We start from the raw sequence: 12,922 nt of genomic DNA, 5'->3' as shown, positions 1-12,922 counted from the left end.
CCTCCAGTGGTCCAACCGGGCGCGAACTGCGCCCCGCCCGGTTGGACCACTGGTCAGGCGTTTTGGTTGTACGGCCGGACGAAAGAAGCCCAGGCGGCGGGGGCGAGGGCGAGCTGGGGGCCGTGGGGGTTCTTGGAGTCGCGGACGTGGACGGTGGTGGGGTGGGCGGCGATTTCGACGCATTCGCCGCCTTCAGAGCTGCTGTAGCTGGACTTACGCCAGTCGTAGGCGACTTCGATGCAGTTGCCGCCCTCAGAGCTGCTGTAGCTGCTCTTGAACCAGGCCAGTTCGGTGGTGTTCATCGCTCTCCCAGCAGTTTCTCGATCCAGGCCAGGGACTCCTGTTGCGTGAGTGCCTGCGCCCGGATGATCCCATAGCGCTCGGCGTAGGTGCGCGCTTCTTCCGGGTCGGTGATGAGCCGGGCGTGCCCGTAGATCTCGGTGTAGGCCACCTCGCGCCGCCCGCGGGGAGTCAGCAGAGTAAAGGTGCCGTCCAGATAGGGGTGCTCGTGGAGGTCTAGGGGCATCACCTGGAGATCGATCGTCCGCCGCATGGCCACGTCTCGGATACGCCGTAGTTGCTCCCGATGAACGTCCGGGCCGCCGAACGGGCGGAGCAGTGCCGCCGCTTCCAGGACGAAGCTGATCGTCGGTGCGGGCCACTTGTCGAGGATGGCCTGCCGGGCCAGGCGGTCGGCGACTCGCTTCTCGACCGTCTCCTCGTCCAGCATGGGACGGCGGCGGGCGAACAAGGACCGTGCGTACGCCTCCGTCTGGAGGATGCCGGGTACGGCCTGCACCTCGTAATAGTGCAGGGCCACCGCCTCCGCCTCCGCCTTCGCGAAGTCACGGAACCAGTCCGGGTGCCGCGTCCGTGCCCGCGCCAGTGCCTCCCTCACGTCGTCCACCGCCGCCGTCAGTACCCCGTTCGCCCCCAGCGCCCGGTCCGCCCGCAGCAGGAAGTCAGGCTGGGGGGTCCGTACCCCCCGCTCCACGGACGAGACCAGGTCCTCGCTGCAGTGCGTGGCCTCCGCGAGCTCCGCCTGGCTCAGGCTCGCGTTCTTCCGCAGCGTCTTGATGATTTTCCCGAGCGCACTGAACAGGTGCGCCGTACCGTCGACCTCGGAGGGCCGTTCCGGCCGCTCCTCCTGGTTCCCCGACATCCGTACCGCCTTCTTGGCGTGCTCGTACCGCTACTCAGCGTCGTGCCGTCGTCGCTGGTCAGCGTAGGGCGACGGGGCCAGGCTCGTCCCCATGAAGACCGAAATCGCCACTCCAACCGGTGAGTTCACCGACGAGTTCACGCTCCGGCTCTCGGCCACGCGCCGGGGCGCCCGCCTCGCCCGGCTCCTCGCCGTGCAGCAGCTCCACGACTGGGGCGTGAGCGCCACCGACGCCGCCGAACTGGTCGTCGCCGAACTCGCCAACAACGCGGTGACCCACGGCCGCGTCCCGGGCCGTGACTTCGAGCTCCGCCTCGCCCTCGCCGCCGACCACCTCCGCGTCGAGGTCTCCGACGCCCGGGGTGAGCGCCGCCCGGACCCCGTCCAGGAACCGGACGAGGGCGGCTACGGGCTGGTGCTCGTAGCCGCCCTCGCGACCGCGTGGGGCGTCAGTACCCGTTCCGTCGGGAAGACGGTCTGGGCGACGCTGCCGAGTGCCGTCAGGCGACCTCGTTGAAAGGATCGTTGCCGAGGTACAGACCGGCCAGCTCACGCGCTCGGAAGGGCGTGCGCCAGTCGCCCGTGCCCTTGTAGAGGTACGAGGACTCGGTGTTGTACGCGAGAAGGTCGGGGCGGCCGTCCTTGTTGGCGTCGCCGGTGCCGACCAGGCGGCTGTACGTGTTCCAGCCGGTGCCGATCTTGGTGCGGGCGGCGAAGGTGCCGTCGCCCTTGCCGGTGTAGAGCCAGAGGACACCGGCCTTGTCACGGGCGACGAGGTCTCCGGCGGCGCCTCCGGCGATGTTGCCGGTGGCGCTGAGCTGGTTGTAGACGCCCCAGCCGGTGCCGATCCTCTTGCGGGCCGCGAAGGGGGCCGTGTCCTTGCCGGTGCCGGGGTAGAGCCAGAGGGCGCCGGTCTTGTCGGTGGCGACGAGGTCAGCCTGGCTGTCGCCGGTGAGGTCGCTGCCGCCCGCGATCTGGTCGTACGTGTTCCAGCCGGTACCTATCTGCGCCCGGGAGGTGAACGTGCCGTCGCCCCGGCCCTTGTAGAGCCACAGTGCGCCGGCCTTGTCGCGGGCGACGAAGTCGCCGACGGCCGATCCGCCGAGGTTTCCGGTGGCCTCGATCCGGTCGTAGATCTGCCAGCCGCCACCCAGGGGCGTCCGCTCACCCCCCATGTGGGTACCGCCGTGCGGGTAGCGCGTGTCGATGCGCCACAGGCGGCCGGCGCCGTCCCGGGTGAGGATGTCCGGTGAGCCGTTGTCGTTGAAGTCGTGCGGCGCGGTCTTGCGGACGACCTTGAACGCGCCGGAGGCGCGCAGGTCCGGGCCGATGCCGTTGAGCGGCTTGGCGGTGATCTCCCAGGTGTAGTCGCCGTTGAACTCGGCGCTCCACTCCCAGCGGGCGATGCGGGACGCCGCGAGCGGGTCCTGGCTGGGGCGGAGGTAGGCGGTATGGGTCCACCCGGTTCGGGGGTGCCGCAGCGTGACCGTCATGTCGACGTTGACCCGGGACAGCTGCCAGTCCAGGTTCACCTGACCGCTGTTGCGATCGGCGTCGATCCCGCTCGGGATGGTGTGACCCACCAGAGCGACATGGGTCGGTTCGCCCGTGCTCGCGATGAGTGTGGCGACCGGGGCGCCGTCGGCGCCGGGTGCGATTCGGTACAGGCCCTCGCCCTGGGCGACCGTGCCGCCGCGCACGAGCTGCGTGCCGTCGGGGGCCATGACCTCCGAGGAGACGTGGTCCAGGAGCTTGCGCGTCGCTCCCGTCTCCAGGGAGCGGGCCGTCAAGGCGTGGAGGGGGTCCGTGCCGTAGGCGGAATTCCCTCCCTTGTGCGCGTACGTCACCCAGTTCCCCGCGAGGCCGACCACGGTCCGGTACCCGTCCGTGAGCGGGAAGCGCTGCGTCGCTCCGGACTGCAGCTCCTCGACGACCACGGTCGTGTCGGAGGAAGTGGCGGGACGTTCCGTCCAGGCCCTGTGGGTGGGCGACTCGGCCGAGTCGTCCACGATGGCCGTACTCGTCGGAAGGTCGTGGATCGTGGTGACCGTGGCCGTGGCCAGATCCACGACCGCCTGCTGCCGCTTCGTCCCGGTCGTGTACGTCACCTTGGCCGTGTCGGTGGTGGCGCCGAGACCGATGAGGTAGCCCGTGGCGTCCGTCGGCAGCCCCTTCACCACGTTCCGCTTCGGGGCACCGTCGACCATGCGGATCAGGCTGAGGGTCTCTCCCTCGCTATGGCGGTACGCGGCGAAGACCGCGGACTCGACAGCGCCGACGGGCCAGGCGTTGTAGGGGAGTTCGCGTTCGGTGACGGTCAGGACATCGGCGCCGGTGGCCATGTCCTTGAGAACCGCACCTCCCCCGTAGTCGACGAAGACCCGATCAGTCCCGGTGATGCCGGTGGCCCGGCCGTAGGACGCCACGAGGGTCGAGACCCCGTCCGAGAACCGGGTCCACCGGTACTCATGGTGTGACGTGGCGCTGTACGCCCGCGTCAGAAAGCCGCTCGGGCCCGCGAAGACGATGTCGGCGCCGCGCGGGAACGCGATCACGTTCTCCTGCTCCGCGCCCGAGTCGGCCGGCGAGGCGGGGGCGGCCGGGGCGGCGACCGCCGGGGTCACCGGGGTCGTCAACGTCGCCGTCGTGACGGCGAGGACGGCCAGGATGGCGGCCGTGGTGCGTCTGTGCGTCAAGTCGTTCTCTTCCTGAGGGTGGTGGTCAGGAGACCGGGCTGAACTTCGTTCCCTCGCCCCCGCAGAGGGCGTGTGGCGCCCCCGTTGGACTCCCGATCAGGCGAAGTGGTTGTACGTGCGAACGGCGTCGGAGATCACGCTGATGATTTCGGGCGAGCGGAAGGGCGCGCGCCAGTCGCCCGTGCCTTTGTAGAGGACCGCGCTCGCATCGGGTCCGACCGCGTAGAGGTCGGCACGGCCGTCCCGGTCGGCGTCGCCCACGCCCACGAGCTGGGTGAACGTGTTCCAACCGGCCCCGATCCGCGTACGGGCGGTGAAGGTGCCGTCGCCCTTGCCGGTGTAGAGCCAGAGGACGCCGGCCTTGTCGCGGGCGAGCAGGTCTCCGGCCGTACCGCCCGCGATGTTCCCGACCGCCGTGATCTGGTTGTAGATCCCCCAGCCGGTCCCGATCCTCTTGCGCGCGGAGAAGGGGGCCCGCCAGTCGCCGGTGCCCTTGTAGAGCCACAGCGCGCCGGCGGTGTCGGTGGCGAGGAGGTCGGGGCGGCCGTCGCCGGTGAGGTCGGAGCCGGCGGCGATCTTGTCGTAGACGCCCCAGCCGGTGCCGACCTTGGCGCGGGTCGAGAAGGTGCCGTCGCCCTTGCCGGTGTAGAGCCAGAGGACGCCGGCCTTGTCGCGTGCGACGAAGTCGCCGGCGGGGCCTCCGGCGATGTTCCCGGCCGCCTCGATCTGGCTGTAGACGTTCCAGCCGCTGCCGAGGGAGGTGCCCGGGAACTGGGAGAGCTGGCTACCTCCCCGCCACTCGTGGTACGTGTCGTGGAGCCGCAGCTGTCCCGAGGTGTCGCGGGACAGGATGTCCGGGGAGCCGTTGTCGGTGTAATCGTGGGGCGCGGCCTTGCGCGCGACCGCGAACGTGCCGGAGGTGACCAGGGTCGGCCCGATGCCGTTGAGCGGCTGCGCCTCCAGCTTCCACGTGTACGCGCCGTTCGGCGCGGCGCCGGACATGCCCACCGCCGTGTTCACCACGTCGCCCGCCCAGTTCCAACTGCCGACCACGGTGTACGGGCCGTCGTCCTGGGAACCTGCGACGGACAGGTACTCCGTGACCGCCGCCCCGGTCAGGACGTGGCGCAGGGTGACCTTGGCCGACACGCCGAACCGCGACAGCCGCCATTCCATCCCGGCCCGGCCGCCGTTGCGGTCGAGATCGAGCACGGAGGGGACGTTGTGGCTCAGCAGAGCGACGCCGGTCGGTTCTCCCGTGCTCGCCACGTGCGTGACGACGGGGGTGCCGTCGGCGCCGGGCGAGAGGCGGTAGAGGCCCTCGCCCCGTGCGACCGTGCCGCCGCGTACGAGCTGGGTGCCGTCGGGCGCGGTGGCGGCGGAGGTGAGGTGGTCGAGGAGCTTGCGTGTCGCCCCGGTCTCCAGGGAGCGAGCGGTCACGGCGTGCAGGGCGTGCGGTTCCCACTCCGGGAGGCCGTCGACCTGTCCGTACGTCAGCCACCGCCCCACCAGGCCGATCTCGACATGTCGCGTGGAGTGGCCCAGCGGGACGTCCCGCGTCAGGCCGGTGGCCCGGTCGAGGACGACCACGGTCGTGTGGGAGGCGGAGCGGTACTCCACCCAGGCCACATGTGTGGCCGACAGGGCGAGGTCCCCGTTCGGGCGGTGCGGGGAGACGATCTCGCGGGTCGCCGTGACGGTGGCCGTGGCGAGGTCCAGCAGGGCCCAGTGGTTCCTGCTCGCGGAAGCGGTGCCGGTGCGGTAGGTCAGCAGGGCGTGGCCGGCGGTGCCGGCCGTCGCCTGGACGGAGGTGGCGTCCGCCCGCAGGCCCGACACCTTACGCTCCGTCTGTGTGCCGCCGGTCTTCTCGATGAGCCGGACGTTCTCGCCTCCGACCGCGTTGCCGAGCGCGACGAAGACGGTCGAGCCGACCGCTCCGGCGTACCGGGCGCCGGGACCGACCGCTGTCAGGTCGACGGTCAGTACGTCCGTGTCCGTGGCCATCTCCCTGAGCGTGACGAGGCTGTTCGTCCGGAGGACGACGGCGTCCGAAGCCAGGGCGCCGCTGACCGTCGCGTCCCACGGCATGGGCGTCGCCGCCCCGTCCGCGAACCTCACCCACTGCTGCCCTCCGGAGCAACAGGTCAGGAAGCCCGTCGAGCCCGCGCCTGAGATGAGGGAATCGCGGGGGAACGGAACCACGTCCTGCTGCTCGGCCCCCTGCGCCGGGGCCTCTTCGGCGCTCGCGGCCGGTGCCGACGCCGGTGTCGGTGTCGCCGCCGTCGCCGGGCCCGCGTGGGCGGTGGCCGTTCCGGCGGTCAGGGCGAGTGCGGCGCAGATCGCGGCGACGAGGCCGCGACGGGATGTGCGTGGGTACGTCAACGTACGGTCCTCCCCCTGGGGACGGCCGCGCGCGAACGGGCGCGGCCGTACGGCGCGTACCGCCGCCGAGGGTCAACCCCCCACCCGGACAAGCGGATCGCGCGCTCTGATCGTCCGGAGGATAGCAAGAGCTTTCGAACCGGTCAGCGGGATTGCCCGCGCTCCACGACCCCCCTGACGTACGCCGCCTGACCCGCGTGCTGGTTGTCCTCCGCGATCACGCTCACCAGGCGGACGCCCAGGGAGACCGGTGGGTCCCAGGAGTCGTCGACGATGCGGTCGAGGTCCGCGTTGGTGACGTCCGCGACGCACGCCAGGGTCCGTTCGTGGACGGCGTCGTAGTAGCCGAGGAGCAGCTCCGCCGGGGCGCGGACCTGGCCGACCTGCTTGCTCGACTGGCCGTAGCCCGTGGCCCGGGCCGGGAACGGCAGGCCGAAGCGGGACTTCCAGCCGTCGGACGTCCACACCTGGTCCGTACCGAAGGCGTCCGCGACATGGTCGTCCTGGATGCGGGTGAGGTGCCAGACGAGCCAGGCGATCGAGTTGGCGTCGGGGTCGATCCGTACGGCGAGGTCGTCCTCCGACAGCCCCTCGACGGCCCCGTACACGGCCTCCCGGACGCGACCGAACGCGTCCAGCAGCAGGTCGGCGCTCTTCATGTCGTACTCACTCCTCGGCGGTCGGCGTCTGCGGCCCGGTCAGACTCTCGTCGTGAGCGGGGAACGGCCGGGGGACCGGCCGGGGACGGGCCAGGAGGCAGGCGAGTTTCACCTGCTCGGTGGAGGCGCCGAGCGTGCGGCCCGCACTGCCTAGACCGACTCGGAGAGGGTCCGCAGCGCCCTGAGGAAGGCAGCGCGGTCGGCGGCCGGGAGGCGGGAGAGCAGGGGTTCCTCGGCCTCCTGGATGGCGGACTGGACGGTGTCCCGCAGCCGGCAGCCCCGACCGGCCCTTCACGCTGCCCGAGTGCACCAGCCGGCGGACGTTCCCCGCCGCTCAGGCCGTCGGCTTCCACTTCCTCGACTACGTCGTCCACGGCTGGGGCGTCGCCCGCGCCCTGGAGCTTCCGTACGACCCCGGCGCGGATGTCCTGGAGGCCGCGCTCCCCCTCGCGCGCGCCGTCCCCCACGGCGACGGACTCCGGCCGGCCGAGGGCGGCCCGTTCGGGCCGGGAGTTCCGGCGGAGTCCGGCAGCGGCCTGCCCCCGAGCACGCTCGATCTGATCCTGGCGATGCTCGGCCGCTCCCCGGACTGGCACGGCGGGCGCGGCGGGCATGGCGGGGTCGGCGGGCATGGCGGGGCCGGGGCGTGCTGAGGTCGGCGTGGACGCCCGGGCGCGACGACGGCCGCGCGGGCCCGGTTCTGGTCAGCGTGACCGACTTCCGGCCCGAGAGGCGTACCGATCTGACCGGTGTCCACCGCGCGGCCCGGCGGCTCGCCGCCCGGTGGACGGAGCTCGACGGCGCGTACGGCATGTGGCTGTGGGCACTGCCCCTCTCCGGCCGCGTCGGCGCCGTGGCCGTCTGGCGCGACGAGGCCGCGCTCCACGGCTTCGTCGCCTGGCCGCCGCACACCGCCCTCATGCGCGCGTACGGGGGCCGAGGCGCCCTGACCTCCACCACCTGGCAGTCGGACACCTTCGACCCGCCCGGCACCTGGGCCCGCGCCCGCGCAACGCTCACTTCAAGGGGGCGGGGGCAGCCCCGCTAGGCCCGGCCCGCCAGGCCCGCCCAGCTAGGCCCGCCCCGCTAGGCCCGGCCCGCGCGCCACTCCGCCACGGTCCGCTCCACGTCGAACGGCCTCAGGTTCAGCGGCGGCCCCGCCGGCGGCCGGGCCAGCGCCTCGGCGATCCTGGTGTTGATCTCCCCGAGGATCCGGCGGACCTGCGTCTCCGAGACGGCCGCGGCCACCGCCTCCGCCGCGTCCTCCGCCTCCTTGCGCAGGGCGAGCGCGGGCGGCAGGACCGAGGCCCCCTCGCGGTGCATCTTCCGCCTGATCCACCACAGCTCGTCGTAGGGGGCGCGGTCGTCGTCGAGCGGCCTGCCGAAGCCGGGCAGATTCCGGAACTCGCCCCGCTCCTGCGCCTCGCGGATCTGCTTGTCCACGAATGACTCGAAGCTGACACCGGGCGGTTTGCGTTCGGTCATGCGTCCAGCGTGGCACAGCCGCCACGCCGTAAGAAGGCGGCCGAAAGGAGCGAGAAGAGGGAAAAGAGGCAGGAGCCCCGCTCGTGCCCGAAGGCACGGAGCGGGGCTCCTTGGGTACTTCTCTAGCCGTGCGCGATCGCCGATCCGGGCAACTTAGACCGGGGTGACGTTCTCCGCCTGCGGGCCCTTCGGACCCTGCGTGACGTCGAAGTTCACCTGCTGGTTCTCCTCCAGGGAGCGGAAGCCAGAGGCGTTGATCGCGGAGTAGTGGACGAAGACATCCGGGCCGCCGCCGTCCTGGGCGATGAAGCCGAAGCCCTTTTCAGCGTTGAACCACTTGACGGTTCCGGTAGCCATAAGCCCTCCTTGGGCCAAAGGGTTGCCCTGCTCCAGAACCTGCAAAGAAGTCTGAAAACTACAAAAGCCTGCGGGTCACATGCTCCGCAGGCTCTGTACTGCAAGGGAAACCAAACTGCAACTTGCGATGAGCGTAGCACGCAGGGTGTGCGACGCACTAGAGGTAAAGATCACGTCACTCGCACGTTTGACGCGCCCGCGGCGCGCTGACGCGCGGCCCCGGCGATGTCCACCGTACGAGACGGGTCTAGCCTCGCTTTGTGGACAATGCAACCGATGACCACCAGCGCAGCCGGCCCCGCGTCGGACACATCCAGTTCCTGAACTGCCTCCCCCTCTACTGGGGCCTGGCCCGCACCGGAACGCTCCTCGATCTGGAGCTGACCAAGGACACCCCGGAGAAGCTCAGCGAGCGGCTGGTGGGCGGCGGCCTCGACATCGGGCCCATCACCCTCGTCGAATACCTCCGCAACGCCGACGATCTCGTCGCCCTGCCCGACATCGCCGTGGGCTGCGACGGCCCCGTCATGTCCTGCGTGATCGTCTCGCAGCTCCCGCTGAAGCAGCTCGACGGGGCGCGGGTGGCCCTCGGTTCCACCTCGCGCACGTCCGTGCGCCTCGCGCAGCTGCTGCTCGCCGAGCGGTACGGCGTCCGGCCCGACTACTACACGTGCCCGCCCGACCTCGGCCTGATGATGCAGGAGGCGGACGCCGCCGTCCTCATCGGCGACGCGGCGCTGCGGGCCTCGCTCCACGACGCGCCGCGGCTCGGCCTCCAGGTCCACGACCTGGGGCTGATGTGGAAGGAGTGGACCGGGATGCCGTTCGTCTTCGCCGTCTGGGCGGCCCGCAAGGACTTCCTGGCCCGGGAGCCGGAGACGGTGCGCGAGGTCCATCAGGCGTTCCTGGCCTCGCGCGACCTGTCGCTGGTGGAGGTCGCCAAGGTCGCGGAGCAGGCCGCGCGCTGGGAGTCCTTCGACGCGGAGCTCCTGGAGCGGTACTTCCGGACGCTGGACTTCCGCTTCGGCCCCGAGCAGCTCGCCGGTGTACGGGAGTTCGCCCGCCGGACCGGCCCGACGACCGGCTTCCCGGCGGACGTACGGGTGGAGCTGCTCAAGGCGAGATGACGACCGACGCGGTGGTCACGGTGCGGGGATCGGGCCCTGCATGTGCCGGCTGATCCACTCGATCGAGCCGTCGCCCATGCCCCGCACATAGCTCTTGGCGTTGTGCCCGCCGCCTTGTATGACCTGGAGGCGGGTCTTCACCGGGCCCTTGGTGTAGCTCTTCATGAACGCCCGGAGCCGGGCGGCGCCGGACTCCTTCGTGCCGATCTGGAACGCCAGATACACCTGGTTCGCCTTCGTGTCCGGCTTCGCGCCGAGCGCCTTGGCGAGCTTCTCCGGGTTGTTCGCCTGCCGCTCGGCCTCGTGCCCCGCCCACAGCGGCGAGTCCGGGACGATGTCCGGCCCGGACGCGATCACGGCCTTGAACTTGTCCGGGTGCTGGAGAACGGACTTCAGGCCGACGAAGCCGCCCGACGACGAGCCCATGAACGCCCAGCCGTCACGGGACTTGAAGGTACGGAAATTGGCGCGTACAAAATCCGGCACGTCCTCCGTCAGCCAGGTGCCCATTCGCGGCTGCCCGGGGATATCGCTTCCGTCGTAGTAGTGCGTGGCGTCCGGGTTGAGAACGGGCATCACGACGATGAACGGAAGGCTCTTTCCCGTCTGGGACCACGCGGTGATGCTCGACTGGAGTTTGAGGTCCGTGCCCATCCAGTAATTCGTCGGGTAACCGTTTCCTCCCGGCAGCGCCACGAGGACCGGGAAGCCGCTGTCCGCGTACTTCGGGTCGAAATACTGCTTCGGCGCCCACACCCACACCTTGCCCGTGAAACCCGACTTCGCGCCCTGAAGGGTCGTGACACCGATCTTCGTGCCGTCCTCGAGGGTGTTGGCGGTGGTGAAGTCCGCCTTCGGGCCGGTCGGCAGAACCGTTTCCGGGATCTTCGCCTGCGGCTTGCCGTGCGCGTGCGCGTTCGCCGGGGTCTTCGGCGTGTGCGCCCGCGCCGTCGACCTCGGGGTGTCGAACGAGACCGGCTCACCCTCGTCGGAACAGCCGGTGACGAGAGCGCCCGCGGTGCCGAGGGCGAGGGCGGCGGCAAGGATCCTGCGGCGTTTCATGGTGCGACTCCGGGTGCTTTCGGACACGGCGGGTGATTACGGAAGGGAGGAGGGGCGTGGTGGGCGATCGGTTGGCTCGGTACCGTGCTGAATCGTCGTGATCCGGCCCACGAAGGGCTCCACGCCGCTCGATGGGGGAGACACCATGCAGCCGCTCGAACCAGAGGCACCGAGGACCATCGGCGGCTACCGGCTTCTCGGCAGGCTCGGTTCCGGCGGCATGGGCCGCGTCTACCTCGCCCGCAACGAGGGCGGCCGGACCGTCGCCGTGAAGATCGTGCACCCGCACTTCGCGCTGGACGAGCAGTTCAGGGCTCGGTTCCGGCGGGAGGTCGAGGCCGCCCGGCGGGTGGGCGGGCGGTGGACCGCGCCCGTCCTGGACGCCGACCCCGAGGCCGACGTGCCGTGGGTGGCGACCGGCTACGTCGCCGGGCCGACGCTCGACCGGGCGGTGGGGGCGGTCGGCCCGCTGCCCGAGCACGCGGTACGGGCCGTGGGCGCCGGACTCGCCGAGGCGCTGGCGGGCGTGCACGACCTCGGCCTCGTCCACCGTGACGTCAAACCGTCCAACGTCCTCCTCACGCTCGACGGGCCCCGGCTCATCGACTTCGGCATCGCGCGCGCCATCGAGGGGACGGCCTCGCTCACCTCCACCGGGGTCTCCGTCGGCTCGCCCGGCTACATGGCGCCCGAGCAGATCCTCGGCCAGGGCGCCACGGCCGCCGCCGACGTCTTCTCGCTCGGCGCGGTCCTGGCGTACGCGGCGACCGGCCACCCGCCGTTCCGCGGCGAGACCTCGGCCACGTTGCTCTACAAGGTCGTCCACGAGGAACCCGAGCTGGCCTCCGGGCTCACCGGCGAACTGAGGGAGCTGGTGGCGGGCTGCCTCGCCAAGGACCCGGCCGCCCGCCCGGCCCCGGCGGAGGTGGCGGCCCTCCTCGCCCCGCACGGAGCGGCGGAGCTGATGACGCCGGGCTGGCTGCCGGGCCCCCTGGTCGAGGAGGTCAGCAGAACCGCCGTACGCCTCCTGGAACTGGACGCGACGACCTCCCACCCCGAACCCCCGGCGCCCGCCGCGAGCCCGATGTCGGTCCCGGGGCCGTACGAGGCGACGAGCCCGCCCCCCGAGGCCCCGGCCCCCGCCGCCAGCCCGGTTTCGATGCCGGTGCCCGAGCCGTACGAGTCGGGGCCCGTGCCCTTCACCGCGCCCTCGGTCTCGGCCCCGGGCGCCTTCGGCCCGCCGGTGGAACCCGCCCCCGGCCCCTGGCCCGAGCCGAGCGCGGGCGCCTCTGCCGTCCCGACCCCCCGGGCCCCGGAGACACCCCCCGCCCCCGCCCCCGCCCCCGCCTCCGACCCCACCCCCCGGCGGAAGCTCTCCCTCTCCCTCGCCGCCGGGCGCCGCGTCAGCTGTACCGTCGCGCTCGCCGTCACCGCCGCGCTCGCCGGCGTCACCCTCGGATCCGGCTACCTCCTCGGCCTGCTGCCCGGCGGCGGCCGCGACGACGACAGGGCCGGTACGCGCCCGTCCAGCTCGGCGAGCCCGAGCCCATCGACCCCGCCGGCGGACACCAGCCCCACCACAGGCCCCACCCCCACCGGCTCCGTACCCGCCGCCTTCGTCGGCAGCTGGACCGGCCCCACCACCGAGCGCAACGGCTCCCCGCACGGCGACTTCACCGCCGTCGTCGCCCAGGGCAGGACCGGCGAGGACGTCGTCCGCACCAGCCACGTCATCACCGTCCTCGGCACCACCGTGCGGTGCCACGGCATCGGCCGGCTCACCTCCGCCACCGCCACCGAACTGCGCGTCGCCGACCGCACCGACCCCGACCGCCCCGGCACCGCCGGCCTCTGCACCAGCGGTACGTCCTCCTTCACCCTCACCCTGAACGCCGACGGCACCGTCGCCTACCGCTCCGACGAGGAGGCCGCCGGCCGCCCGACCGGCACCCTGCGAAAGTCCTGACAACCGCTGGCGTAGGCTGGCTCGGT

General features: G+C 71.8%; 12 protein-coding genes. 4 read left to right on the top strand and 8 right to left on the bottom strand.

Annotated features, from left to right (window positions below):
• Nucleotides 1-53 precede the first annotated feature (53 nt).
• Both ACF06X_RS17490 and ACF06X_RS17485 read right to left on the bottom strand, forming a co-directional pair.
• Nucleotides 54-302: a DUF397 domain-containing protein gene (locus tag ACF06X_RS17490; RefSeq protein ID WP_392288130.1), complete on the bottom strand. Its 249-nt coding sequence runs from the start codon at nt 300-302 to the stop codon at nt 54-56.
• Entirely contained in the window at nt 299-1,162 is an 864-nt protein-coding gene (locus tag ACF06X_RS17485) for a Scr1 family TA system antitoxin-like transcriptional regulator (RefSeq protein ID WP_392288129.1), read from the bottom strand. The genes ACF06X_RS17490 and ACF06X_RS17485 overlap by 4 nt, the downstream gene beginning before the upstream one ends.
• 91 nt (nt 1,163-1,253) lie before the next feature.
• Here ACF06X_RS17485 and ACF06X_RS17480 point away from each other — a divergent pair, with 91 nt between their 5' ends.
• Complete coding sequence (locus ACF06X_RS17480) at nt 1,254-1,679, top strand: ATP-binding protein (protein WP_392288128.1); 426 nt, start codon at nt 1,254-1,256, stop codon at nt 1,677-1,679.
• Here ACF06X_RS17480 and ACF06X_RS17475 read toward each other — a convergent pair.
• From ACF06X_RS17475 to ACF06X_RS17465, 3 genes are all read right to left on the bottom strand, one after another.
• Nucleotides 1,663-3,858, bottom strand: coding sequence for an FG-GAP repeat domain-containing protein (locus tag ACF06X_RS17475; RefSeq protein ID WP_392288127.1), 2,196 nt, complete (start codon nt 3,856-3,858; stop codon nt 1,663-1,665). The genes ACF06X_RS17480 and ACF06X_RS17475 overlap by 17 nt on opposite strands.
• Nucleotides 3,859-3,954: 96 nt before the next feature.
• On the bottom strand, nt 3,955-6,240 hold the full coding sequence (locus tag ACF06X_RS17470; protein ID WP_392288126.1) for an FG-GAP repeat domain-containing protein: 2,286 nt from the start codon (nt 6,238-6,240) through the stop codon (nt 3,955-3,957).
• A gap of 143 nt (nt 6,241-6,383) precedes the next feature.
• Nucleotides 6,384-6,899: a DUF664 domain-containing protein gene (locus tag ACF06X_RS17465; RefSeq protein WP_392288125.1), complete on the bottom strand. Its 516-nt coding sequence runs from the start codon at nt 6,897-6,899 to the stop codon at nt 6,384-6,386.
• Nucleotides 6,900-7,545: 646 nt separating this feature from the next.
• Between ACF06X_RS17465 and ACF06X_RS17460 the strand changes: the two genes are divergently transcribed.
• On the top strand, nt 7,546-7,947 hold the full coding sequence (locus tag ACF06X_RS17460; RefSeq protein ID WP_392288124.1) for a hypothetical protein: 402 nt from the start codon (nt 7,546-7,548) through the stop codon (nt 7,945-7,947).
• A 38-nt stretch (nt 7,948-7,985) separates the two neighbouring features.
• On the opposite strand, the gene ACF06X_RS17455 is transcribed toward ACF06X_RS17460, so the two are convergent.
• Together ACF06X_RS17455 and ACF06X_RS17450 are read right to left on the bottom strand one after the other, a co-directional pair.
• The gene (locus tag ACF06X_RS17455; RefSeq protein WP_392288123.1) at nt 7,986-8,384 is read right to left on the bottom strand and encodes a DUF1992 domain-containing protein; all 399 of its coding nucleotides are present in this window, start codon (nt 8,382-8,384) and stop codon (nt 7,986-7,988) included.
• A 153-nt stretch (nt 8,385-8,537) separates the two neighbouring features.
• The gene (locus tag ACF06X_RS17450; protein WP_003984261.1) at nt 8,538-8,741 is read right to left on the bottom strand and encodes a cold-shock protein; all 204 of its coding nucleotides are present in this window, start codon (nt 8,739-8,741) and stop codon (nt 8,538-8,540) included.
• Nucleotides 8,742-9,001: 260 nt separating this feature from the next.
• On the opposite strand from ACF06X_RS17450, the gene ACF06X_RS17445 reads away from it, so the two are divergent.
• The gene (locus ACF06X_RS17445) at nt 9,002-9,868 is read left to right on the top strand and encodes a menaquinone biosynthetic enzyme MqnA/MqnD family protein (protein ID WP_392288122.1); all 867 of its coding nucleotides are present in this window, start codon (nt 9,002-9,004) and stop codon (nt 9,866-9,868) included.
• A 15-nt stretch (nt 9,869-9,883) separates the two neighbouring features.
• Here ACF06X_RS17445 and ACF06X_RS17440 read toward each other — a convergent pair whose 3' ends face one another.
• The gene (locus ACF06X_RS17440; RefSeq protein WP_392288121.1) at nt 9,884-10,930 is read right to left on the bottom strand and encodes an alpha/beta hydrolase; all 1,047 of its coding nucleotides are present in this window, start codon (nt 10,928-10,930) and stop codon (nt 9,884-9,886) included.
• 145 nt (nt 10,931-11,075) lie between these two features.
• Between ACF06X_RS17440 and ACF06X_RS17435 the strand changes: the two genes are divergently transcribed.
• Nucleotides 11,076-12,896: a protein kinase gene (locus ACF06X_RS17435; RefSeq protein ID WP_392288120.1), complete on the top strand. Its 1,821-nt coding sequence runs from the start codon at nt 11,076-11,078 to the stop codon at nt 12,894-12,896.
• The last annotated feature ends 26 nt before the right edge of the window (nt 12,897-12,922 follow it).

Origin of the sequence: Streptomyces sp. NPDC015346 (assembly GCF_043078785.1) — a bacterium.
Taxonomy (GTDB): domain Bacteria; phylum Actinomycetota; class Actinomycetes; order Streptomycetales; family Streptomycetaceae; genus Streptomyces.
Note: the sequence above shows the minus strand (reverse complement) of the source record. Positions and strands in the feature narration are given on the sequence as shown.

Bases quoted from the DNA above. Each gene is read 5' to 3' on its own strand.
- ACF06X_RS17485 (WP_392288129.1), bottom strand. From the start codon at position 1,162: ATGTCGGGGAACCAGGAGGAGCGGCCGGAACGGCCCTCCGAGGTCGAC.
- ACF06X_RS17435 (WP_392288120.1), top strand. From the start codon at position 11,076: ATGCAGCCGCTCGAACCAGAGGCACCGAGGACCATCGGCGGCTACCGG.
- ACF06X_RS17440 (WP_392288121.1), bottom strand. From the start codon at position 10,930: ATGAAACGCCGCAGGATCCTTGCCGCCGCCCTCGCCCTCGGCACCGCG.
- ACF06X_RS17490 (WP_392288130.1), bottom strand. From the start codon at position 302: ATGAACACCACCGAACTGGCCTGGTTCAAGAGCAGCTACAGCAGCTCT.
- ACF06X_RS17465 (WP_392288125.1), bottom strand. From the start codon at position 6,899: ATGAAGAGCGCCGACCTGCTGCTGGACGCGTTCGGTCGCGTCCGGGAG.
- ACF06X_RS17480 (WP_392288128.1), top strand. From the start codon at position 1,254: ATGAAGACCGAAATCGCCACTCCAACCGGTGAGTTCACCGACGAGTTC.
- ACF06X_RS17450 (WP_003984261.1), bottom strand. From the start codon at position 8,741: ATGGCTACCGGAACCGTCAAGTGGTTCAACGCTGAAAAGGGCTTCGGC.
- ACF06X_RS17455 (WP_392288123.1), bottom strand. From the start codon at position 8,384: ATGACCGAACGCAAACCGCCCGGTGTCAGCTTCGAGTCATTCGTGGAC.